The organism is Streptomyces sp. CB01201, from assembly GCF_002803085.1.
GTDB classification, from domain to species: domain Bacteria; phylum Actinomycetota; class Actinomycetes; order Streptomycetales; family Streptomycetaceae; genus Streptomyces; species Streptomyces hundungensis.
Genome location: NZ_NNBJ01000025.1, coordinates 69,804 through 92,845 on the forward strand (window position 1 = coordinate 69,804; position 23,042 = coordinate 92,845).

At 66.7% G+C, this 23,042-nt stretch carries 21 protein-coding genes; 18 read left to right on the forward strand and 3 right to left on the reverse strand.

Features of this window, described 5'->3' with window-relative positions; genetic code table 11:
* Window positions 1-6: 6 nt before the first annotated feature.
* The 13 genes from CG740_RS35460 (at window position 7) to CG740_RS35520 (ending at window position 13,559) form a co-directional block, all read left to right on the forward strand.
* Window positions 7-1,104 (forward strand): 2OG-Fe(II) oxygenase family protein, encoded by a 1,098-nt coding sequence (locus tag CG740_RS35460; RefSeq protein WP_100579425.1) that lies wholly within the window; start codon window positions 7-9, stop codon window positions 1,102-1,104.
* Window positions 1,094-2,566 (forward strand): hypothetical protein, encoded by a 1,473-nt coding sequence (locus CG740_RS35465; RefSeq protein ID WP_100579426.1) that lies wholly within the window; start codon window positions 1,094-1,096, stop codon window positions 2,564-2,566. Before CG740_RS35460 ends, CG740_RS35465 begins: the two co-directional genes overlap by 11 nt.
* Window positions 2,563-2,811, forward strand: a complete 249-nt coding sequence (locus CG740_RS35470) for a phosphopantetheine-binding protein (RefSeq protein WP_100579427.1) — start codon at window positions 2,563-2,565, stop codon at window positions 2,809-2,811. Before CG740_RS35465 ends, CG740_RS35470 begins: the two co-directional genes overlap by 4 nt.
* A complete protein-coding gene (locus CG740_RS35475) occupies window positions 2,811-3,836 on the forward strand; it encodes a phytanoyl-CoA dioxygenase family protein (RefSeq protein ID WP_100579428.1) in 1,026 nt (341 codons plus the stop codon). Before CG740_RS35470 ends, CG740_RS35475 begins: the two co-directional genes overlap by 1 nt.
* A 94-nt stretch (window positions 3,837-3,930) precedes the next feature.
* Window positions 3,931-5,028 (forward strand): nucleotidyltransferase family protein, encoded by a 1,098-nt coding sequence (locus CG740_RS35480; protein ID WP_100579429.1) that lies wholly within the window; start codon window positions 3,931-3,933, stop codon window positions 5,026-5,028.
* Window positions 5,029-5,059: 31 nt separating this feature from the next.
* Complete coding sequence (locus CG740_RS35485) at window positions 5,060-6,034, forward strand: NAD-dependent epimerase/dehydratase family protein (protein WP_234376682.1); 975 nt, start codon at window positions 5,060-5,062, stop codon at window positions 6,032-6,034.
* Window positions 6,031-7,290, forward strand: a complete 1,260-nt coding sequence (locus CG740_RS35490; protein WP_100579431.1) for a nucleotide sugar dehydrogenase — start codon at window positions 6,031-6,033, stop codon at window positions 7,288-7,290. Before CG740_RS35485 ends, CG740_RS35490 begins: the two co-directional genes overlap by 4 nt.
* Window positions 7,291-7,328: 38 nt before the next feature.
* A complete protein-coding gene (locus CG740_RS35495; RefSeq protein WP_234376677.1) occupies window positions 7,329-8,009 on the forward strand; it encodes a PIG-L deacetylase family protein in 681 nt (226 codons plus the stop codon).
* Window positions 8,006-8,917: a WbqC family protein gene (locus CG740_RS35500; RefSeq protein ID WP_159030512.1), complete on the forward strand. Its 912-nt coding sequence runs from the start codon at window positions 8,006-8,008 to the stop codon at window positions 8,915-8,917. The genes CG740_RS35495 and CG740_RS35500 overlap by 4 nt, the downstream gene beginning before the upstream one ends.
* Window positions 8,910-9,914, forward strand: coding sequence for a glycosyltransferase (locus tag CG740_RS35505; protein WP_159030513.1), 1,005 nt, complete (start codon window positions 8,910-8,912; stop codon window positions 9,912-9,914). Before CG740_RS35500 ends, CG740_RS35505 begins: the two co-directional genes overlap by 8 nt.
* A 24-nt stretch (window positions 9,915-9,938) precedes the next feature.
* Window positions 9,939-11,459, forward strand: a complete 1,521-nt coding sequence (locus CG740_RS35510) for a class I adenylate-forming enzyme family protein (protein WP_100579434.1) — start codon at window positions 9,939-9,941, stop codon at window positions 11,457-11,459.
* 46 nt (window positions 11,460-11,505) lie between these two features.
* Window positions 11,506-12,474: a dTDP-4-dehydrorhamnose reductase gene (gene rfbD, locus CG740_RS35515; protein WP_100579435.1), complete on the forward strand. Its 969-nt coding sequence runs from the start codon at window positions 11,506-11,508 to the stop codon at window positions 12,472-12,474.
* A 17-nt stretch (window positions 12,475-12,491) separates the two neighbouring features.
* Window positions 12,492-13,559, forward strand: a complete 1,068-nt coding sequence (locus CG740_RS35520; RefSeq protein WP_100579456.1) for a glucose-1-phosphate thymidylyltransferase — start codon at window positions 12,492-12,494, stop codon at window positions 13,557-13,559.
* A 29-nt stretch (window positions 13,560-13,588) separates the two neighbouring features.
* Here the strand turns inward: CG740_RS35520 and CG740_RS35525 are convergent, their stop codons facing one another.
* Complete coding sequence (locus CG740_RS35525) at window positions 13,589-14,884, reverse strand: type III PLP-dependent enzyme (RefSeq protein WP_199846672.1); 1,296 nt, start codon at window positions 14,882-14,884, stop codon at window positions 13,589-13,591.
* 147 nt (window positions 14,885-15,031) lie between these two features.
* Here CG740_RS35525 and CG740_RS35530 point away from each other — a divergent pair, with 147 nt between their 5' ends.
* From CG740_RS35530 to CG740_RS35550, 5 genes are all read left to right on the forward strand, one after another.
* Window positions 15,032-15,982, forward strand: a complete 951-nt coding sequence (locus tag CG740_RS35530) for a phytanoyl-CoA dioxygenase family protein (RefSeq protein ID WP_159030514.1) — start codon at window positions 15,032-15,034, stop codon at window positions 15,980-15,982.
* Between the two features lie 269 nt (window positions 15,983-16,251).
* Window positions 16,252-17,235, forward strand: a complete 984-nt coding sequence (locus CG740_RS35535; RefSeq protein WP_159030515.1) for a glycosyltransferase — start codon at window positions 16,252-16,254, stop codon at window positions 17,233-17,235.
* A gap of 44 nt (window positions 17,236-17,279) precedes the next feature.
* Window positions 17,280-18,533 carry a class I SAM-dependent methyltransferase gene (locus CG740_RS35540; protein WP_267895442.1) on the forward strand — a complete coding sequence of 418 codons (1,254 nt, stop codon included), beginning with the start codon at window positions 17,280-17,282 and terminating at the stop codon, window positions 18,531-18,533.
* Between the two features lie 93 nt (window positions 18,534-18,626).
* A complete protein-coding gene (locus CG740_RS35545; RefSeq protein ID WP_100579440.1) occupies window positions 18,627-19,217 on the forward strand; it encodes a dTDP-4-dehydrorhamnose 3,5-epimerase family protein in 591 nt (196 codons plus the stop codon).
* 80 nt (window positions 19,218-19,297) lie between these two features.
* Complete coding sequence (locus CG740_RS35550; protein ID WP_159030516.1) at window positions 19,298-20,680, forward strand: class I SAM-dependent methyltransferase; 1,383 nt, start codon at window positions 19,298-19,300, stop codon at window positions 20,678-20,680.
* Between the two features lie 536 nt (window positions 20,681-21,216).
* Here the strand turns inward: CG740_RS35550 and CG740_RS35560 are convergent.
* Together CG740_RS35560 and CG740_RS35565 are read right to left on the reverse strand one after the other, a co-directional pair.
* Window positions 21,217-22,191, reverse strand: coding sequence for a TniB family NTP-binding protein (locus CG740_RS35560; protein WP_234376683.1), 975 nt, complete (start codon window positions 22,189-22,191; stop codon window positions 21,217-21,219).
* Between the two features lie 116 nt (window positions 22,192-22,307).
* A complete protein-coding gene (locus tag CG740_RS35565) occupies window positions 22,308-22,985 on the reverse strand; it encodes a Mu transposase C-terminal domain-containing protein (protein ID WP_199846673.1) in 678 nt (225 codons plus the stop codon).
* Window positions 22,986-23,042: the final 57 nt, after the last annotated feature.

Below are 23,042 nucleotides of genomic sequence, written 5' to 3' on the forward strand. Positions count from 1 at the left end.
GGATGAATGGTGGATCCACTGAAGATTCCCGTGCTGGATCTGAACGACGTGCGAGATCCTTCGTTCGATGCCCTCGCACCCTGGCGCGAGGCCGTTACCGAGGTCGGCTGTTTCGCCCTTCGTCACCACGGCGTGCGGGCCGACGTCCTTGCCGCGTGCCTGGCGGCGGCCGAGGATTTCTACGCCCGCGACAAGCCATACGCGCAGCGATGGGCCATACAGCGGTCCTTGGGCAACCGTGGCTATGTCCCGGACGATCTCCGACCGGCCGGTGCACACACACGCCGCTTAGTGCGGGACTACGCCTCCTTCGACGTCGGACCGGAACTCCATGACGACCCGGGGGCTCTGGAGTCGATCCTGCTCGGGTCGAACCTCTGGCCCGACCTCCCCGGTTTCGCCGACGCCGTGAGGGACTACCACGCGGCCGTGCGGTCGTGTGCCGAGTCCCTGTCGCAGATGTTCTCGCGTCTGTGCGGGCTGGTGCCGAGCCACATTGCCGAACGGTCAACTCGGGGCTGTTCACTGCTGCGCCTGCTGCATTATCCGGTGCCCGCCCTCGACCTGGACGAAGTACCCAACGGACACACCGATTACGAGTGGTTCACCTTGATCTGGCAATCGTCAGCGGGACTTGAGGTGCTCGGTCGGGACGGCCGGACCCGCCTACTCGACGCACCGCGAGGTACCTTCGTGGTGCTCATCGGTGACCTTCTGGAAGTCCTTTCCGATGGCGCCATCGAGTCGACCCTGCACTGGGTGCGTCCCCGTGAGCGGGACCGCTTCTCCCTTACCTATTTCTATGGTCCGGATTTTCACGAGGAGATCGCGCCGATGTCCCCGGACGGAACCCGGAGCACGAGCGGCGCCTATCCGGCACTGCGCGCCGGGGACCATCTGACTGCGCTGCGCGTGCGCCATCTGAAGCATCTGCGCCAGGCATACGAGAAGGGGTCCCTGGTCCTTCCCTTCGTCCTTCCCGACGTGAACCCCCTCAAGAAGGCGAAAGTGCAAAGGCTGGAACGAACAGAAGGAGCAGGCGGCCGTCGATCCGGCCGAGCGGCCATGACGACGGTTGAAAGCGGGGTGCCCCATGGTTCCTGACGCCGAGCGGCTGGCCGAACACGCGGGCCTTAGCTCAGAAAGACTGCACCAAGAGCTGCGCGCACACCTCAATGACCTGTCCGCCTACGAGCAGCGTGTGCTGGCCGCCGCCATCGACATTGCCAACGGCGGCGTCAACGTCAGCGCCGACGCGCCCGATGTCGCCGACGAGTTGATCTCGCTGGCCCGCGTGGTCGGGGCTCTGCACCCTCCGCAAGCCCGCCACACGACGAGGACCGAGCTGAGCACGCGGGTGCACCGCACCCTGAGTGCGAAAACGCTGCACACCATGCGCGAACTTGGCCTCTACCGGGATCCGGACGGTGTGGAACCTGTCTGGCCCCACGCCGGAATGCTCATCCTGAACCCGATACTTGGCTGCAACTTCGGGTGTGTGTACTGTTTTCGCGCCGACGAACAGCGGGAGAGCGTCGACTGGTTCCTGAGTGGGCGGCCCACCAAGGTGCTTGAAGAGGACGTCCTGGTCGACAGGCTTGCCAGGCATCCGCTGTTCGTGCCCGGGACGACGCAGCTGGGACTGCACACTGCGACCACGGACCCCTTTCTGCCACAGGTGCGGGACAGCACGTTCCGGATTCTCGAAATCCTGGAGCGGAGGGGTTGGACCAATGACGTCATGATCATTACCAAATGCTATCTGCGTGATCAGGACATTGACCGGCTGGCCTCATTCACCTCGTTCCGGATTCTGCTCTTTCTCACCCACAACGCGGCGCCCGAAGGAATGGAGAAAATGGGTGCGGGGCCGGAATACCTCGCTAGAAAACAGCGCACGGTCGCACGCCTCGCCCGTTGGCCACATCTTGCCGCAGCCCACTACTACCGGCCCATCGTGCCAGGTTGGAACGACAGCGAAGACCAGATCATCGAGGCCTTGACCTTCGGAGAGGCGCTCGGTGCCTCGGTCATCGGTGGCCTCAAGGAGATCCCCAACCTGGCCGAGCTCGGCCGGCGGCGTGGGCTGAGCCTGCCCCTGCTGTCATCGGAAAGGGAGGAGAAGTATTTCCCTCGCGAACTGGTGGAGCGAATACTCGGAATTCATGGACGACTCGGCCTGACGAGTGTCATAGTGGGTGATCAATCCTGTGGTCTTACGGTCATGCTGTCGCGACTGAATAGATCCGCGGTGCCCAACGTGGAAGGCCTCAAGGCTTATGACCTGGCCACCGGGAGAGAGCCGCGGTGCATGGGGTGCTGCTCGCCGGAACAGTTGTCGGCCTGCGCCGCACCGCCGGTCCCCACTGAGGACACCGTCCGGTCGCTTCTCGAACGCGCGGGCATCAAGGCGGATTTCGACATCAAGGCCGACCGTCTGGTGGTGCGTTCCGAAGAGCGTCTGACCGAGCGGGACACCGAGTTTCTGGCCGCGCATCTGCGATATGCCGTGTTCTGGCAGCAGCGAAAAGGCGACAGCATGAGAGCTGAAAGGGAAGTGTTGTGATCGGCGAAGAACTACAGACCGTCATACGAAACCAGGCGCCCGACTTGTCCGAGGGACGCCCGCTGACCGCGGATGACAAACTGCTCGACCTGGGCATCGATTCGCTCGGTCTGGTTGAGCTGATCATCAACATCGAGGAGTCGTTCTCGATCGTGATACCGGACGAAGACATGCTGGCCGACAACTTCACCTCAGTCGGTACGGTTGCGGATCTGGTGGAGCGCATTAAGGCGACTTCGCGCTGATGAGGGAGAACCACCGGGAATCGGGCGCCGCTCACGGCGTAGTCCGACTCGACCTCGGCGTGCCCGGCGGCGACCGGGTTCGGCACGCCCCCGAAGTCGTGGACCTCGCTGTCGAGGCCGTCCGGCACGATGGCGTGGTCATCATCGAGAACGTCGTCGACCCTTCGATCCTGCGCCGCATCAAGGCACGGATGGCCGCCGACCTGGAGGTCCTGGCCCCGCGCCCGGACCGGGCCGAGAACTTCGCGCCAGGGCATCTGCAGCAGGATCCGCCACCCGAGCCGGATCTACTGGCGTCTCAGATCCTGGCGCATCCCTTCGTGCTCACGGTCTGCCGTGCCGTCATGAGCCAGCCACTGCGGCTGACCGGTTACAGCAACAACACCAACATGCCGGGATCGAGCGCCCAGGCGGTCCATGTGGACGAGGGCCAGCTGTGGCCCGGACTGCCCGTTGCGCACCCCCCGGCCCGGCTCACGGTCAACATCCCGCTCACGACGACCTCGGAGGAGGGCGGCGCACTCGAAGTGTGGCCCGGCACTCACGACGACGTCAGTGTGTGCCAGTACTCGTCCACGCAACGCGAGGGCCTGCTGCGCGCCCTGGAATACGTCCGTGTGGCCAAGCAGGCCGGCGTCGAGGGCCAAGTGAACCGCCGCGTCGGGCTCACGGTCGCACCGGACGCACTTGCCGAGCGGCGTGAGCTGCGGCCCCCCGTGCGGGCCGTCACCGCCGAGGGCGGAGTGATCATCAGAGATCCCCGGCTGTGGCACCGTGGCACTCCCAACGTGTCCGATCGCACCCGATTCATGCTGGCGCTGACCTACGACCCGCACTGGCGGTCGAGCGAGCCACCGATCGAACTGCCCAGCGTGGCACGGGAAATCTTCGAGCGGGCGCGCCTTGACGTGAACGCGGTATACGTCAACGGCCGGATCGACCACCTTGACCGCCATCCTCCGTTCGAGGGTAGTCCCCTGAGGCGGGCGCGTTTCAGTAGTACGGAGCAGCCGAAACGTGCCTGAGCCTGACGAGCGTTCGTCGGCGAGTCCACCGCATCCGCAGCATGACGGGCCGACCGCAGGCCCGGTTCCCGACAGGACAGGAAACAGTCAGCAGATGCACACTGAGATCGACCTTCTCGTCCGGGCGTCCGATCCGTTCGCCGACGGCGTGAACCTGCGGACGGACGTCGAGGAGCGCGACTGGGGACTCTTCCTCGACTCCGCTTTCCGGCACCGCGTCGCGGCCCTTGCGGGACGCGCGCTGGCCGCCGCGCAGACCTTCGAGCCTGAGAGCCGTCACGAGTACGTGCAGGACGCCCTCCTTGCCGCCTATGCGCTGAACAGCAGACGCAACAGGGTCCTCATCGAGGAAACCGCCCGGCTCACCGAGCGCTTGCGGGCCGCGGGCATCGCAGTGGCGGTGCGGAAGGGAGCCTTCCTCGCGCCCGTCGTGTACCGGGACCTTGGCCTGCGTCCCATGAACGACATCGACCTCTTCGTAGATCGGTCGGCGGCCAAGGACGTGGCGGCAGTACTGGCCGACGATGGCTATGCGCCGGGCGTCGTCGACCGCGCGGGACGCATCACGCGGCTGTCCCGCCGGCAGGAGATCTTTTGGTCGGTACACACCAACAACTTGCCGACGTTGCTGCGCGCCCACGACGACCCGCTTCAGCCGACGCTCGCGGTCGACGTGTGCTTCAACCTGTTCCTCCCGGCCAGCGGCTGCGACATTCCGGCCGAGCGATTGATGGTCGACCTCACCACGCACGAGGTGCAGGGCACGACCATCTCCGCCTTCCGCCCCGAGTACTTCCTGCTCGATGTCTCGGCGCACCTCTACAAGGAGTCGACGACACTGCGCTACATCGAGAAGGGGAAGCACCAGCGTCTTCTGCAGTACATCGACATCGTGGCTCTTGTGCGGCGCCATCCGGGACTGCGTTGGGACCTTCTGCTGGAGATTGCGAGAGAGGCCGGTGCCGGCAGGAACCTGTACTACGCCCTGGCCGGCGCCGAGGCCCTGTTCCCCGGCGCGATCCCCGCCGAAGTGTTGCAAGCACTGGCACGGGAGGGCGGAGTCGACGCGGAGTTCTTGTGGCAGTACGGCGGCATCGATCTGCTGCAACCGCTTCGGTGGTCGGCGCAGACAGTGATCGAGCGGCTCTTCTCTTACGAGCGGCCCCAGGCCCGTTCGCAGTCCCCGGTATGACCGAGAGGGAGGAAATACGTTGCGATACTTGGTGACCGGGGGCCGCGGATTCGTGGGCACCCGGCTGGCTGGAGCGCTCGCCGCCCGAGGTGATGCTGTGGTGGTCCTCGACGATCTGTCCGCACACCAGCCCGCCGAGCCGCCGGGTCCCCTGCCCGAGCCGGTCCGTTTCGTCCACGGCTCCGTCCTGGACGCGTCGCTGCTCGACGAGTTGGTCGCGGACTGCGACGTCGTCGTCCATCTGGCGGCGGCGGTCGGTGTGCGTACCATCGTCGACCGGGTGCTGCCCTCCCTGACGGTGAACCTGCACGGGGCGGAGAACGTGATGGGCGCCGCCGAACGCCACGCGGCCAAGGTGTTGCTGGCCAGCACCAGCGAGATCTACGGCAAGAGTCAGGACCTCCCGCTGCGCGAGGACGTCGACCGAGTGCTCGGCAGCCCACGGGTTCCGCGCTGGTCGTACGGCATGGCCAAATCGATCATGGAGTTGATCGCCGACACTTACCACCGCGAACACGGTGTGCAGACCGTCGTGGTCCGACTCTTCAACACGGCGGGCCCGGGCCAGAGCGCCACTCACGGCATGGTCATTCCCCGCATGGTGCGTCAGGCACTGCGAGGCGAGCCCCTGTCCGTGTACGGCGACGGCGGCCAGACCCGGTGCTTCCTGCACGTCGACGACGCAGTCCGGGCCCTGCTCGCCCTTCTCGACGAGGAGCGGGCGGTCGGCGCCACCGTCAATCTGGGCTCGACGGACGAGGTGCGCGTGCTCGATCTCGCCCAGCGGGTTAAGGAACTGACCGGATCGGCGTCCGAGATCCGCTTCTCCTCCTTTGAGGAGGTGTACGGGCCGAACTTCGAGGAGTCATACCGCAGGGTGCCCGACGTCAGCCGCATCACTGCCCTCACCGGATGGCGCCCCTTGCGCGGCCTGGACGACATCCTCCTCGACGTGATCGCGGAAGTCCGCCGGGAGGCGCTGCGTGCAGGGGGAAGCATCGGATGACCTACGACGTGGCGGTGATTGGCCTCGGCTACGTGGGCCTCGCTCTGGCCGTGGAATGCGTGCGCAGCGGCCTGCGGGTAGCCGGGCTGGAGAGCGACCCGCACAGGGCGGCGGCCCTCGTCGCGGGAGAGTCCTACGTGGACGACGTGCCGGACGCCGAGCTCGTGGCCGCCTTGAAGGCCGGTCTCTCGGTCGGGACCGACGCCTCGGTGCTCGCTGACAGCGAGGTCGTCGTGCTGTGCGTGCCCACGCCGTTGGACGCTGACCGACGTCCCGACGTCTCCAGCGTTCGGGAGGCCGCCGCGACGGTGGCCAGGCATCTGCGTGCGGACTGTCTGGTCGTCGTGGAGTCCACGATCTGGCCGGGGGCCACCGACCAAGTGGTGCGTCCCCTGCTCGAACACTCGGGACTGCGCGCGGGAGAGGACTTCGCCCTGGCTTACTCTCCCGAACGGGTTGACCCCGGAAACCCGCACTTCTACCTGCGCAATACCCCGAAGGTTGTGGCCGGGTACACCACGCGGTGCCGCGACCGGGCCGAGGTCTTCTACGGGAAGCTGGTCGATGAGGTCGTCCCGGTGAGCGGACTGCGGGAGGCCGAGATGGCCAAGCTCCTGGAGAACACCTACCGGGCCGTCAACATCGCGCTCGTCAACGAGATGGCCGTGCTGTGCGATGCCATGGACGTGGATCTGTGGGAATCCATCACGGCGGCGGCGACCAAGCCATTCGGCTTCGAGAGGTTCCTGCCCGGACCGGGTGTGGGCGGGCACTGCATCCCCGTGGACCCGGAGTATCTTTCCCATGCGGCCGCGGAGGCCGGCAGCCGGTCCCGGTTCGTGGACCTGGCGCGCGAGGTGAACGCGAGCATGTCCAGCTACGTCGTCGAGCGGGTGCGGCGCAACCTCGACCGGCGCGGAATGTCGTTGCGCGGCGCGCGCCTGGTGCTACTGGGCGTCACGTACAAGGCGGACGTTGCCGACCTCCGCGAGTCACCCGCGATGCCGATTGAACGTGGGCTGCGCCTGTTGGGAGCGACCGTGAGTTTCGTTGACCCGCTGGTCGACGCCTGGCGCGTGGACGGCAGGGCTATTCCGCGGCAGCGGGACACCTCGGCGGCGCTCGCCTCGTGCGACATGGCGGTGCTGCTGCAGGCGCACGCGGCCTTCGACCTGGAGTCCATCAGCCGACAGGGCTGCCCCGTCCTCGACACCAGGGGCGCGCTGCCCGCTAGCGACTTCGTAGAACTGCTGTGACGGCCTCCGGGCCAGCTGGAGAGCGTGGGAAGAGAATCATGGAACGACTACTGGTGGTCGCCGCGCATGGTGACGACGAGACGCTCGGCGCGGGCGCCACACTCGCACGCCTCAGCGATGAGGGCGTGGCCATCGGGCTGTGCGTGCTCACGCACGACGACGGCTCCCGCCACCCCGGCGACCGAGGGAGCGACCGCGAGGAGGCGATCCACAACGCCGCGCACCTGCTGGGCATCCAGGAGGTGTACGTGCACCGCTTCGGGGACAACCGCTTGGACGAGGTGGGCCAGTTGAAGCTCAACCGCGTAGTCGAGGGGCAGATGCGGCGGTTCGCGCCAGATGCCGTGTTCACCACCGCCCTCGCCGACCTCAACAACGACCACCGACTGGTCGGCCTCGCCGCGCGGATCGCTGCCCGTCCGGGTCGGTCCGGCGTCCACGAGGTCCGGTCCTTCGAGATCCGCTCGTCGACCGACTGGGCAGAGGCGTCGGGGATCCGCCCCGCCTTCAGTCCGAACTGCTGGCACGTCGTGTCGGAGGCACACTTGGAGCGCAAGCTCGCCGCGCTGCGAGCGTACGGAGCCGAACGCGAGGAATGGCCGCAGCCGCGCAGCGAAGAGGGTGTCAGGGCACTGGCCGCGTACCGGGGTTCACAGGTCGCGGTGCCTCTCGCCGAGGCGTTCGAGGTGGCCCGGCAAGTCGTGGGGTGGCCCGCATGACTGGTCCCCGTCTGGTCACCTGCCATCAGCCGGTCTACCTCCCCTGGCCCGGCTTCTTCCACAAGTTGGTGCTGGCGGACGTCTTCGTGGTGATGGACACCGTCAACTTCTCCCGCAGAGGGAACCAGAGCAGAAACCGCATCATGACGGCGGATGGGCGGCCTCACTGGGTGACGGTTCCGCTCGCGCTGAAGGCGTCCCCGTCCCGTCGGCTGCGCGATGTACGCATCGCTTCCCAGGACGGGGTACGCGACGCGGAGCACGCCGGGATGAGCGTGCCGAAGTGGCAGCGGGATCACTGGAACAGCCTGCGACTGAGCTACGGGCGGGCCCCGTACTGGTCCCGCTATGCCGCCGAGCTGGAGGAGCTGTACCTCGGTCGCACGTGGACCAAATTGATGGATCTCAACACCGCCCTGCTGCGCCTGCTGGTGGCATGGCTGAAGATCGACGTGGAGTTCGTGCTCGCCAGTGAACTCGGCAGCACCGGAGCAAAGTCCGATCTCGTCCTCGACCAGTGCCTCAGATCGGCCGCTTCGCTGTACGTGTCGGGGACGCACGGAAAGGACTATCTGCAGGAGGAGCACTTCCTGGAGAACGGAATCTCCATCTTCTACCAGAGCTACCGTCTCCCGGAGACTGGCGCACCATGCTCCGCGACGCCTCAGGCCCTATCAGTGATCGACCTCCTCTTCCGCCGCGGCGTCGCCGCGAAGGATGCACTGAGCGACGGGAATATCACCCGGTCCGACATCGTCGATGCGCTGCACGGCGCCGGTGCTCCGACGGTGTTGGAGACACATGCCACGAGGGCGTCCACGCGGCAGTCGGTCCGCGTGCGCGGGCCCCACGCGTTGCTGGGAGAGCCTGCCCCCGAAGCCCGGCCCCTTGGAGACGGCCATGCCTGAGCCCCTGATATCCGTAGTCCTGCCGTGCCGCCTCAGCGGGGAACTCGGCGTCGAGATGCGTGGCGCGCTCCTCGAACTGAGCCTCGTCTCCCTTGACGCACAGGACTACCCGCGAGACCGAATGGAAGTCGTCATCGTGGACGACGGCAGCGACATCGACCTGGCCGACTGGGTACGGGCGCGCGCCGAGCGGATCCCCAGCCTCAGGCCGCGAGTCATCCGCAACGACGGACCTGCGCACGGGACGGCCGCCGCCTACAACATCGGCTGCGCTCACGCGCGAGGCCGCTATGTATTCCTGACCACCGACGATTCGCTGCTCGCCTCTGACTGCCTGTCGGCGCACGCGCTGGCTCTGTCACGGTACGACGCACCCGTCTACGTAACGGGAGTTGAGCGTCAGTATCTCTACGGTGTGCTGTTCCGGAACATCATCGAGGGCACCCTGCATGACCGCCAGGACCTGTCCGTGCGGACCTTCGGCGCGCTGCTTGGGGTCCCTGACCTGCGCCGGTTCGCCGACTACCTCGGACTGTGCGAGTGGACTGTGACACCTGACGACGTGCGGTTCGGGTTCGAGGGGCTCTCGGCGCGCTCCGCCCTGACGCCGAACTTTCGTGACATGTACGAAGAACTCGCCTCGCCACGGCAGGACTTGCGCTGGCTCTGCGTGCGCGTTGGCAATCACACGATGCCCCGCGAGGCCTACCTCGCCCTCGGCGGCTATGACGAGGACATCCCCAATATGAACTCGGACCAGGCCTTCGGACTCAAGCTCGCGGAGGCCAGCATCGACGTGGTGCTGGAACGGCGCGCGAACAGTGTTCTGCTCGAACACTGGCGGGGGCTGCGTAGCTACGTGAACGGCAGCGGACTCAAGAGCCTCGCGGCGCGTTGGCCGCGCCCCGACGTCCTGAGGGTCCACGAGTTCTTCGCGCCCGGGTACGACCGATCGATCGCCGCCTACCGCCGCCTCCTTGCCGAGACCGCGCGGTAACACAAGCCGCGGAAGAGAGCGAAGATGAACACTGGTGTGTCCACTACAGCCGGGTCCTGGGTGCCGGACCTCCTTGAGGCCGCGGACGACGCGCAAACGATCAGCGACGCCCACGGCTCCTGCCGCGTGGACGAGCTGTCCGCGAGGGCGTGGGTCTGGGCGCAGGAGCTGGTTGCCGCAGGCGTGAAGCCCGGCGACCGTGTGGTCATGGCGCTGCCGAATGGCATCGCCCTGGCCGCCGCCCTGTTCGGCGTGATGCGGGCGGGCGCTGTTGCCGTGCCCCTGCACCCCGACAGCCCGTGGAGCCACCTGCGGGCGGTCTGCGAAGACTGCACCCCGGAGGCACTGCTCACCGCGCGGGACGCATTCGCACAGCCGGAGACCGCCGCCTTGGCCCCGCGGGTGTTCCGTACCGATCCTGCATGCTTTGCAGAGGTCTGTGGCGCGCCCACGCCCCCGAACGTATCGACCGACGGCGCACGATCCGACATCGCCCTGATCATGTACACCTCCGGATCGACCGGAACGCCCAAGGGCGTTGTCTGCCCGCACGAGCAGGTTTCGTTCGCCATCGACGCAATCGCCGGCCGGCTCGGCTACCGGTCCTCGGACGTCGTCTTCGGCTGTCTGCCCATGAGCTTCGACTACGGCCTCTACCAACTGTTCCTCGCCCTGCGTGCCCGGTGTGCCCTGGTGCTGGCGCCCCACGACCTGGGCCCCGCACTGCTGCGCCACGCCACACGCTCGGGCGCCACCGTCATCCCGCTGGTGCCGAGCGTGGCCCGGCGGTTGTGCGCCCTTGCCGGACGTGCGCACACCGAGCGCCCTCCCGTCAGGCTGTTCACCAACACCGGCGACACGCTCGCGCCGGAGGACTGCGGAGCCCTACGCGCGCGCTTCCCCGGGGCGCAGGTCGTACGCATGTACGGGCTCACTGAGTGCAAGCGCGTGACCGTCGGCGAGCCCGACGACGATCGCACCGCTCCCGACGCGTGCGGTCGACCTTTGCCCGGGACGAGTATCGAAGTACGTGATGAGCACGGCGAATTGTGCGCACCCGGCCGCATCGGTCAGCTCGTAGTGAGCGGCCCGCACGTGATGCGCGGCTACTGGGGAGCTCCGCCGGAGAGCCAGCTGCGCTTCGCCGGCCCGGCGAACCACGGGTCGGCGCACGCGACGCTGTACAGCGGGGACTATGGGTGGATCGACGAGGAGGGGCGCTTCTGCTACTCCCACCGGGCCGACGACACGTTCAAGATCGGATCGATTCGGGTGGGCGGCCTGGAGATCGAGAAGGCTGCCCGACGTGTGCCGGGCGTCAGGGCGGTCGGGGTCGCGCGGACCCCGGGACGGCTGACCCCGGTGGTCTTCGTGGAGAGCGCCATCTCCACCGACGTACTGCGCAAAGGCCTTGCCCGCGAACTCGGCCCCCATAGGACGCCGCGAGACCTCGTCGTTGTCGACGAACTGCCCGTGACCCGCAACGGGAAGGTCGACCGGGTTCGACTCGGCGCCCTCTCCGAGGAACGCGCCGGCCAACTGTGAGCATGGGTTTGAGAACCGGTCCGACGCAGCCCGTTAAGAGGCGTCGATGACCCCCGCGAGCACGTCTCGGGATCCGTCGACGACTCGATGGCTGATCACCGGTGCTGCGGGGCTATTGGCCCGAGAGCTGCACGGCCGGCTCACCACCCGCGGCGCCGACGTCGTGGCTCTGACGCGCCGCCACCTCGATGTGACCGATGCCCGCACGGTCGATGCCACTGTGCACGCGGTGCGTCCCGGCGTCGTTGTCAACTGCGCCGCGTGGACGGACGTGGAGGGGGCCGAGGCTCAGGAGCACATGGCCTCTCGCGTGAACGCAGAGGGCCCGCGGAACCTGGCCAACAGTTGTGCCAGAACGGGAGCGAGGTTGCTGCACGTGTCGACCGACTACGTGTTCCCGGGGCCGTCCGCCGACATTGGCGTCCCATATGCCGAGGATGCCGCACCGTCCCCGGGCACGGCGTACGGACGCACAAAACTGGCGGGGGAACGGGAGGTGTTGACGCGGCTGCCGGGCGGGGGGGCCGTCGTGCGCACCGCATGGCTCTACGGACGTGACGGTTCGGGGTTCGTCGGGAAGATGCTGCGGCGAGCCCGGGCTGGCCTGGCCGTGGATGTCGTCGCGGACCAGTACGGCCAGCCGACCTGCGCCGCGGACGTCGCCGACCGGCTGATCGATCTGGGGGCGCTGCCCGAGTGCCGGGCCTATGGCGTCTTCCACGCGACGAGTGCCGGATGGACCTCGTGGTACGGGCTCGCCCGGGAGGTCTTCGCCCTGGCGGGAGCCGACCCCGCTCTCGTGCGGCCCTCGACCAGCGCCGAATGGCGCGGCGCCGTCACACGGCCGCGATGGACGGTGCTGAGCCACGGCCGGTGGTCCGAATTGGGCCTGCCGCCCGCCCGTAGTTGGCGCGCCGCCCTCGCCGACGAACTGGCCGCGCCGACCGCGCAACGGCCGATCTATACAAAGCCGCCTCCCCGGCAACCCGAGAACCCGGAGTACAAGAGCCGATGACTGATTCCCTGCGGCCTCTGAAGGCGCTCGTCCTGGCCGGCGGTTTTGGCACCAGGCTGCGGCCGTTCACCCACACATCGGCGAAGCAACTCGTGCCGGTGGTGAACCGGCCGATCCTCTTTCACGTCCTCGAAGCCGTTGCTGCGGCCCAGGTCACCGATGTAGGCATCGTCGTCGGCGACACGGAGCCGGAGATCCGAGCAGCCGTCGGCGACGGCGCGCGCTTCGGGCTGCGCGTGACCTATATCCGCCAGGGCCGGCCGCTGGGGCTCGCCCACGCGGTGTCGGTGGCGCGCCGCTGGCTGAGGGATGACGACTTCGTCATGTACCTCGGCGACAACATTCTGCATGACGGGATCACCGAGCAGACGTGCCGTTTCCGCGCCACCCGTCCCGACGCCCAACTCATGCTCGCCAGAGTCGGCGACCCGACACAGTTCGGCGTGGCGGTGCTCGATGCGACAGGAGCCGTCCGGTCCGTCGAGGAGAAGCCTGCAGTGCCCCCGAGTGATCTAGCGCTGGTCGGCGTCTACTTCTTCTCCCATCTGATCCACCGGGCCATCGCGCACATCCGGCCCTCCGGCCGTGGCGAACTGGAGATCACCGACGCCCTGCAGTGGCTCATCGACACGGGAGCCGATGTACGCTCCTCCGTGATCTCCGGCTATTGGAAGGACACGGGCAACGTCGCCGACTATCTGGAGGCGAACCTCTCAGCCCTGGAGCGCGTGACATCGCGCTGCGAGGGCGCCGTCGATCCGGAGAGCGAACTGGTGGGCGCGGTCGTCGTGGAGCCAGGCGTCTCGATCCGGGGCTCCCGCGTCGTGGGGCCGGCCGTCATCGGCCGCGGCTCGGTGATCACTAACTCCGATATCGGCCCCTACGCCGTCGTCGGAGAGGACTGCGTACTCGCCGATACGGCCCTGCGGCGGTCCGTAGTGTGCGCGGGAGCGGTGATCCGCAGGGTACGCGCCATCGAGTCCTCCGTCATCGGTCGGAACGCTGAGGTGACCGGCGCCCCGGCGAGTGCGCCCGGTCACCGGCTGGTCCTGGGCGACCACAGCGCCGTCCGGATCGGCTCATGAAGGACCGGATCGACCCAGGACGGGTCGGATCACGAGAGTGGGGGGTGTGACCGACCGAGCGGCGCGGCGGAAAGAGCTGCGGATGCCGTCCGTTCGCTCACAACCGCGTCCTCCCGCACTATCCTCGCTCGCGTGGCACTGGTGACCTGGCCGTCGGCCACGGTCACCTCGATAGGACAGGGGTGGGAGAGGAAGCCGACGAGGCTCGCCGTGAGGCCGTAGGCGCCGACATTCGGCACGGCCAGCAGGTCGCCCGGCGCGACGGACTCAGGCAGGCTCGCGCCGGAGGACCAGAGGTCGAGCGGCGTGCACAGCTCGCCGACCAGTCGAGCCGCCCGCTGCGGCCCTTCCGTCTTGCCCGTCAGGGGTACGACCTGGGCCGGTGGCACTCGACGCAGTCCCGCCATGCCCCCCAGGTGATGGATACCCGAGTCCACAAGGACCTGCCGTTGCCCGCCTGACTGCTTGACGTCCCGGACCCGGACCACCAATGTGCCCGCAGATCCGGCCAGATAGCGGCCCGACTCGAAACGCACGGAGGGGTGGCCTGCACGCCAGCCCGGCAGGGCCTCGTCGAGTACGGGTGCGAGGCCCCCCGCGAGTTGAGAGAAGTCGTAGGGCGACCCGGGTTGTGCGTAGGGGGATCCGAACCCCCCTCCCAGGTCCGCGATCTCCAGCGGGAAGCCCGCCTGCGCAAGCATCCCCGTGGTGCGTGCGGCCAGGCCCAGCGTGTCCAGGAGCACTGCCCCGTCGGCGATGTTTCCGGCGAGGAACAGATGTGCCCCCGCAATGCGCAGATGACGGCCGGGACGGAACAGATGCGGTTCCGCGAGGACGGTGGACAGGCCGGTGCCGAAGGATGAGCGCGAACCGGCGAACGCCATCGGTGTGCCGGACGGGGCGCGCTCCACGTTCACGCGGATCAGACCGGTCACGGTGCGGCGGGCGCGCGCGGCCGCCGCGTGGACGAGCCGCGCGTCGGCCGGGGACTCGATCGAGAACTGCGTGCACCCGAGCGCGAGGGCGGCGTCGAGGTCCGCCGGCCGCTTCGCCGGACCGGTGTAAAGAAATGCGCCGGGGTCGAACCCGGCTCCCACCGCAGCGGTCAGCTCGCCTTGAGAGGAGACCTCGGCGCGACAGCCGAGGTCTGCCAGCCTTGCGGCGAGCGGCGCGAGCGGATTGGCCTTGAGCGAGTAGTACAGCTCGCTCGGTGCGGGCAGGGCGCTGCGCAGGGCCGTGTACGCCGCGTCCACCCGGTCGAGGTCATATACATACAAGGGGGTGCCGAAGAATTCGGCGAGTTCTGCGAGCTCACTACGCAGCACAGGGTTTCCTTTCGCGTGGTCATCGACGGCGAACAGTATGGCGGGGCCCCTTCGTACAGGTGAAGGCGAGCCAGGTTGAACACGCATTCCCGGTGTTAGGGTGCGCTAAAAGGGGCCATCTTTCGTGTGGCCGCGTGCAATTGAGCGGTGGAATTCAAGAAAGGCAAAGCGATGACTGAAGTCCCCGTACCCACGACCGATCGAGCGCGGGCCGCGCAGGATCTCAGGACATACGGGTACTGCGTGCTCGCAGGCGCGCTCGACGAGCCGCTGCGCGAGGAGTTGCGGGAACGCATTGTCCAACAGGCGGCGGGTGAGCGGTCCCGGGGCGCCTTCGGTGGCGAATCCGCTGAGGGGCTGTACCTCGGTGGGTCGGGGCGCGGGGAACGGGACAATAAACGGGTATGGACGCTCCTCAACAAGGGCAGCGTCTTCCAGCGGCTGCTCGACCACCCGGATGTCGGGCAACTGCTGGCTCAGATACTGGGGGATCCTTATCTTCTCTCCGCGATCCAGGCCAACTTCGTATCTCCCGGGGACGATCCGCTGCCGCTCCATTCCGACCAGGGCTATGTGCCACGGCCTTGGCCGCCGTACGCGATGACGGCCAGCGTCATCTGGATGATTGATGCCTTCACCGAGGACAATGGAGCCACCACCGTCGTTCCGAACACCCACGTACCAGACGAGCGGAGTGATCCGCGCGCGGCCGTGCAGCGGGCACGGCTCATCAGGAAGGGCGGGATCCCGGTGTGCGGGCCCGCCGGCAGCGCGCTGATCTTCGATGGGCGCATTGTTCACGGAACCCATGTCAACACCACCGATCGGGCCAGACTCGCCGTATTGACCTACTTCTGCCGTCCGTTCGTCCGCCAACAGGAGAACTTCTCGCTGTCTCTCGCGCCCGAGGTGGTCTCCGCCCTGCCGGAGAACATCAGGGCCCTGCTCGGATTCCGGATCTGGCAGACGCTCGGCAGCGTGGAGGGAGTCTGCGCTGAGGGCGACATCGTGGACCGGCCGCCGCACCCGCTCCGTCTGCTCGACGAGACCGGGCGACTGTATTGCGAGCAGGAGCGGAACGCACTGACGCCCCGCTGACGGGGGACAGCGGCGATCGAAATTCCGGCACCGGTGCAGAGGCGGATATGAAGGTAATGCGTATTCTTTGGACGTGCGTTTCAGGGCACTCCCATTTTTATAATGTGGCGCCGCTTGCTTTCGCGGCTAAAGAGCACGGGCACGAAGTGGCCTTCAGTACCGCACTTGAGGCCGCACCGATGGTGGAAGCTGCAGGATTTCCGTTGCTGGCATCTGGCCCCGGAAGAATCCGATTGCGGACTGAGATGAAACGGTCGTATCCGCAGGAAATGTCCGGTGCGCTTCTGGACTGGCATGCGGGAGCCCGGCTCTTCGGCGAGATAGCGCCCGCCCGCAGATGGGAGCAGCTGTTGGACGTCGTGCGCGCCTACCGGCCCGACGTCATTGTCAGCGAGGCGCTCGAACTCGCTGGGCCCCTCGTGGCGAAGCTGACCGGGATCCCGCATCTCTTCCACAGCATCGGCCCGTACCACGCCGACTCGCTCGCACTGCTCTGGGAGCGCGCCCGCCCGCTGTACGAAAGACACCTGGGCACGGGCATCACGCTCGAGGACATCGTCGAGCCCTACATCGACATTTGCCCCCCCGCACTGCAGACCTCCGAAGGAAAGGCCCTTGGGCATCGTGTGCTCGTGGGGCTGCGCGCCTACCACGGCGCCGTGTTTGCTACGCCTGTCCCCGACGAACCCGCTGAGCGCCCTCGCGTACTCGTCACCTTCGGTACGGTCTCCAACGCCGTCGTCCAGGACTATCGCGCGGCGGCGGAGGCGCTGGCCGAACACGGCATGGCGGTCACTCTAACCCTGGGACCGCGGGGCTGGTTCAGCTCGGCGACCGGCCCACGGGCCCCCGGTACGCAGCAGACCTCCCCGGGGCGGGTGCGCACCGTCGACTTCGCGCCCCTGAACACGGAACTGCCCACCACCTCCGTGCTGGTGCACCACGGGGGGAGCAACACCACCCGCGCGGGCATCGAATGGGGCGTGCCCATGCTGGTGATCCCGCAGGGGCCTGAGCAGTACCGCAATGCCCGCTGGGCCGAACAGCACGGGCTGGGGCGCGTGTTGACACCAGACGAAGCAATGCCCGCCAACGTGGTCCACCACGTCGCCGAGCTTGCTCGCGACCAGGCCGTGCGACAGCGCCTGGCCGAGGCCAAGAAGGCCTGGCTAGCCATGCCCGGTCCCGACGCCGTCCTCAAGCAGATCGAGAGCCTTGTCAGGACCATGATGACGAAGGGGAAAGCCCGTTGAAGACCACAGAGACAGTAACCGAGTGCGAGCGCTGCCAAAACGATGTGGCACATGCCCGCTGCCGCGTCTGCGGGCGCACACAAATGTCCTCCGTACTGTGCCTGGGCCTTGTGCCCCTTGCCAATGAGTTCGTACCACCCGAAATGGCCCCTTCCCCGAGCTACCCCCTGCATGTGCTGCACTGCGACGACTGCGCGCTGGCTCAGCTGGCGCGCAGCCTGTCGCCCGAGCAGCTCTTCGTCGAATACGCCTACTTCTCCTCCGCGGCTGCGCCCGTCCTGGAGCACGGTAGGCGACTGCGCGCGTTCGTCGAGCAGGAGCTCGCTCCTGAGCGCGGGGGGCTTGTCGTGGAGATCGGGTCCAACGACGGCTATCTGCTGCGCAGTTACGCGGCGGACGGTTACCAGGTCCTAGGCGTCGACCCAGCCAAGAATGTCACCGCGCAGGCAAGGGCGAACGGGGTACGCACCCTGGATGCCTTCTTCACCCGCGAACTGGCCGCGGAGATGCGCCGCAGTTACGGGCCTGCTTCCCTCATCCACGCCAACAACGTGATCGCTCACACGCCAGATGTGATCAATGTGCTGTCAGGCCTGCAGCTGATGCTGGCGGACGGTGGCGGCGCGGCTGTGATCGAGGTGCCCTATCTCAGAGACCTGGTCGAGCGCGGGCTGTTCGACACCATCTACCACGAGCACGTCTTCTACTACTCGTTCACCGCGCTGCACCGTCTGTTGAAGGCGGCAGGTCTGACCGCCGTCCACGTGGAGCAGAATGCCTTCCACGGCGGGAGCCTGCGGGTCGTGGCTCGTGCCGATCCGCACGCCATCTCCCCGTCCGTGGACCAGTTGCTGCGGGAGGAGGCCGTCGTCGGTATAACTGACGTCTCCTTCTACGCCGATTTCGCCCGCAAGGTGGAAGATTTTCTCGCCGCCTCCCGCAAGGAGCTCCATGCCATAGCGGCGGCTGGCCACAGCCTCGCGGGCATCGGCGCGCCCGCGAAAGCGGCGGTCATGATGAGCGCGACCGACGCGCCCCTGAAGTACATCAGCGACTCAACCCCGTACAAGCAGGGAAAGTGCCTCCCGGGGACGTCCGTGCCCGTGGTTGCGCCGGACCGGCTGAGCACCGCCCCGCCCGACTACTGCGTCATCTTCCCGTGGAACTACGCGGACGCGATCATCGAGGCGAACGACGAATACCTGCGCGGAGGAGGGGTGTTCATCAAGCCCGTCGACTTCCGGCTCGAATACATCAGCACTCGGACGGCCGCGGTGCCCACCCGCCGCCTGTCCTGAAAGCACCGCCGACGGACCGCCGACTGAACATCCTCGCGCCGACGTTGCCGGCACCGTCGACACGACGGACTTTCGCCGAAGGAGCGTGACAACGTGCGATCTCTGGGGCTAGCGGGCGCGTGGGTGCTCGAACCCACCGTATTCCCCGATGAGCGGGGAACCTTCCATGAGTGGTACCGCGCCGACGAGCTGTGTGAGGCTGTCGGACACGAACTCTCTCTCGCGCAGGCGAGCTGCTCGACGTCCCGCCGCGGTGTGCTGCGCGGGGTGCACTTCGCCGACGTGCCGCCAGGCCAGGCCAAGTACCTCACCTGCGTCACCGGCGCTGTCCTGGACGTGGTGGTCGACGTGCGCGTGGGTTCGCCCACATTCGGGCGCTGGGAGTCCGTACGCCTCGATGGGAGTACCCGGCGCGCGCTGTTCCTAGCCGAAGGGCTTGGGCATGCCTTCATGGCTCTCACCGACGATGCCACCATGGTGTACCTCTGCTCGACCGGACACGCGCCGGAACGCGAGCAGGCGGTCCACCCCCTCGACCCCGACCTGTCGATCGACTGGCCTATGGATATTCCTCCGAAGCTCTCGGCCAGGGATGCAGGGGCTCCCTCGCTGGCCGAAGCACACCAGTCCGGAATGTTGCCGCAGTACGCCGACTGCGTGGGGCGTTCTGTGGCGTCAGGGTGAGCGGGTCTCGTAGCGCCGAAAAGACCGAAGGAATGTCATGGGATGGCCGCGAGGGTCGCGCCTCTCGTGCCGTCTGTGAAGTGGCTGGCCTGTTTTCAGTTCCGAGAGGCAAATTTATGCAAGTTACGTGGGACAAGTTCTCATGTTTCCTCGATGGGCGCGACCGTGCAGGTGTGGTCGGACAGGAATTTCGCGCTTTCGCCTATCCGCATGACGTACAGCAGGATGATTCAGATACGACCATTGAACGATTTGAGCGTCAAGTCATCCGGGAATGGTCATCAGATCGGTCGGCTGTTGTTGCGACCGGACGGTCTGACGTGGAGCTCCTTGTCCGTGCTGTTCGGTCAGGAATGGCAGGGCGTGATCTGTCCGAAGCGGTGCTCGACCAAACCCCTATCCGCGTAGGCGAATTGGACGTCGTACTCAGGCCGACTGTTTCACTCACTGTCGACCAGGTTCCGCTTAGTGTCTTCCTCTATATTGGCGACGTTCCATTGACCAGCCGTGACCGTCAGCTCCTGCTGTACCTGCTGGGCCGTAAGCAAAACGGCGCGGAGTGTAAGCGAATGCCTGCGGTGATGGATGTGAGGCGTCAGCGGCTGTTCAGTCATGCGACCAGTTACGAGGCAGGCGCGGGGGTGGAGGTAGAGAAAGCTGCACAGATGTTTTCTATGTTCTGGAGCCGATTCCAGAGCGCCGCGTCTCGCATGAATATATATACATACCTTCCAGACGGAGTCGATATTCCAGGGTGGGATTTGTCCCACATTTCTTGGGGAGAGGTGCGCGACGTCATCGATGTGGGTTGCGGAACCGGACGACACCTGCATCGCCTGCGGAGGCCTGGCCTCAGATCGTTGGGTGTCGACCCGTCGCCACAAGCCCTCCGGCAAGCAATTGAAAAGCATCCCACCCAGTCGCAGAACGTTGCGGTGGGCAACTTGATGAATTTGCCAGTAGCAAACGAATCATTCGACGTCGTCCTTGCCATGCACATGTTGTACAACGTGCCCGATATCGATGGAGGTTTGAGGGAGGTTCGAAGGGTGCTCCGCAGGAACGGGAGATTTCTGGCCGCGACCAGTAGTCGGCGTAATCTCGAAGAGTTCGAACAAATTTTTCGCGAATCTTTGGAATTTATTTGCGGAAGCTCAATGAAAACCGGCATGAATGTTAACCCTAGGATACACCGGTTCAACCTTGAAAACGGCCAGATGGTGATGGGAAAAATGTTTGAATCGGTAGTTCGGCATGACCTGAAGCTGACTATGTCCATCACGGAACCCGAGGCTGTAATCAGGTACATCGACTCGACCAGAGATTGGCGTGAAGAGCTATTGCCTGTCGGAGTTCACTGGAGTTCAGTAATGTCCGAGCTGCGGCATCGCGTCTTGCGTTCTGTACAGAGGGCAGGTGCCTTTACGGTAACAGCGCGTGAAGGGGTGTTCGTCTGTAGCTGACGAAGCAGGGCTTAGGGGTGGTCCCGCAGACAATCCTAACCACCGCGCAACGGCGCTTCACGTTTCCGCGACCGGGGCCCGGGAAGGGCTGAGTCCGACCGCCGCCGCGTTGCCCATGGCGTGCGGTTGGCGGAGGACGGAACTGCCCTACTTCCTGTACGGACCGATCGTGATCACTGGCCCCTATGGTGCAGATGGCTCCACGGTGGGGGAGTTGCCCGACCGGCTCACTGCGCAGGTGCGCACCGTGTTCGACACCGTCCGGGAGACCACAGCCGCCTGGCGCGTCCGGCTGTCGTTTTGTGGGGGTGTAGTTGAGGTGCGGGTGCTGTTTTTTGCTGGGTGTATCCGGGTTTGGTTGAGACTGGGTGGGCGGGGTCTTGTCGGGGTTTAGGTCGGCGGGTGTGGGGTTCTTCCGGTTTCGTTGAGAGTTTTTCCGTTTTCCTCGGGTGGTTGTGTCCTGTAAAGGGCTGGTGGGTGTTTTCGCTGGTCGTGGCGTTGTGTGCTGGTGGGGTCGTGGGGTGCGGGCTGGAGGGTTACCGGTGGGGTGGGGGCCGGGTGGGGGTGGGGCGGTGGTGTTGTTCGGCTTGGTGGTCGAGGCGGATTGCGTCGAGGCTGGTTTTGGTGATGCGTTCGGTGCCGTCGGTGATGGCTGCTTGGCGAATGAGGCGGGTGAGGCTTCCGATGCGTCCGGCGGTGCGTTGGTGGAGGTGGGGGGCGAGGCGGGGAAGGGTGCCGGGGCGGTGGGCCTGTAGGTCGAATGCTGCTTCTAGGCCGGTGATGAGTTCGCGGAAGGGTTCGCGTTTCCCGAGGCGTGCGGGGAATGCTCCGCATTCCACCAGGGAGGCCCGCCCGGCGAGTTGTGCTCCGCGTGCGCCGGAGAACAGGGCAGTGGTAGTTACGTCGATGCCCGCGTAGACGAACGTCGCGCGGATGCGTTCGGTGAGGTCTTTGAGGAGGTCGGCGGTTTCGGCGCCGGTGGTGGTGCGGGGGTTGAGGCGGTGGATTTCGTCGATGAGGATCAGGCGTACGCCGATCTGGTTGTAGGTGTGGCAGACGGCGTCGGTGATCTGGGCCTGGGTCATGCGGGTGGTGACGGGGATGGCGAGGTAGCGGGCGAACTCGGTGGCGAGGGTTTTGGCGCTGGCGGCGGGCGGGACGAGGACGTAGGCCACGGGGACCTGCGGGTGGGCGCTGTGTCCGTGGGGCGGGTGTTGCCGGGTGTGGGCGAGGTGGCAGGCGCGCCCGGTGTGCAGGAGGGCGGTGGTTTTTCCGGCCGCGGCGGGTCCGGTGACGATCAAAGAGGGCCGTGCGGTGGTCTGTTGGTGTTGTCCCAGGATCATCAGGGTGCGGACGCTGTTGGTGAGGGTGTCGATGAAGGGGGTGCGTACGGTGACGAACGCGGAGTGGTAGGCGAGGCGTTCTTCCGTGCTTCGTAAGGGTTGGCCGGGTGCGGGTGGTTGTGGGGGAGGGGTGGCGGCGAAGTGCCGCCAGCCCTGCCAGGTCGTCACCGGCCACGCTGCGCCTTCGGGCCCGTTGTTGTCGGGGGTGGTCAGGGCGTGCCCTGTTCGGGTGTCCTTTCCGCCCTGCGGTCCGGGACTGTCTCCGGCTTCCTGGCGGGGCCCGGTCACCATTTGAGGGCTTCTTCCGCGGCGTCGTAGAGCCCGTACCCTGCGACCGGCACCGCCGGGCCGTCCGTGGCCTGGCCGTACGCGAGGTCTTCTGTGTCCTGGTCCTGGTTCTGGTCCTGTTCTTGGTCTTGGTCGGGGCCGTCGAGGCTGTCGGCTTCCGTATGCGGGGCTCCGGGGCCGGGTCGGGTGGGCGGGATGGTGTTGTGGGAGCGGGGCGGTGGGGGAGTGCGGGGGGTGGTGGTGCGGGTGAGGAGGTGCTGCTCCTGGTTGGTTGCCTGCCCTGTCCGGGCGCGGCGCATGAGTGCGTCGAGGGCTTCGGCGAGGGCGGCTTCGGCCTGTGGGGCGTCCTCGCGGGCCTGGCGGGCGATGGTGGTGCGCAGGTAGCGCCAGGTCTGTTCGCTGAACGGCTGGTGGGCGTGGTCGCGGTGGATCCACGGGATCTCGGTGAGCCCGAGTTGGGGCAGGCGGATCCAGATCTGCCGGACGTCGTGGGGGTTGGTGTGGATTTCCCATTTCCCGCCGCGGCCGGCCACGGGCGAGGGCTCGCCGCGGTGCGGGCCGAGGACGTCGTGGTCGTAGGTGCGGTGGTGGATGCGGATGCCGTGCTCGGTGATGGCCTGCCACCGCACGGGCAGCAGTTCCAGATAGTCGTTGCGGGTCAGCGGCAGGGGCATGTAGCCGGTGATGTCGTGGCTCGTTCTATCTGATCAGTGTTCGGGGTGTTGAACTGG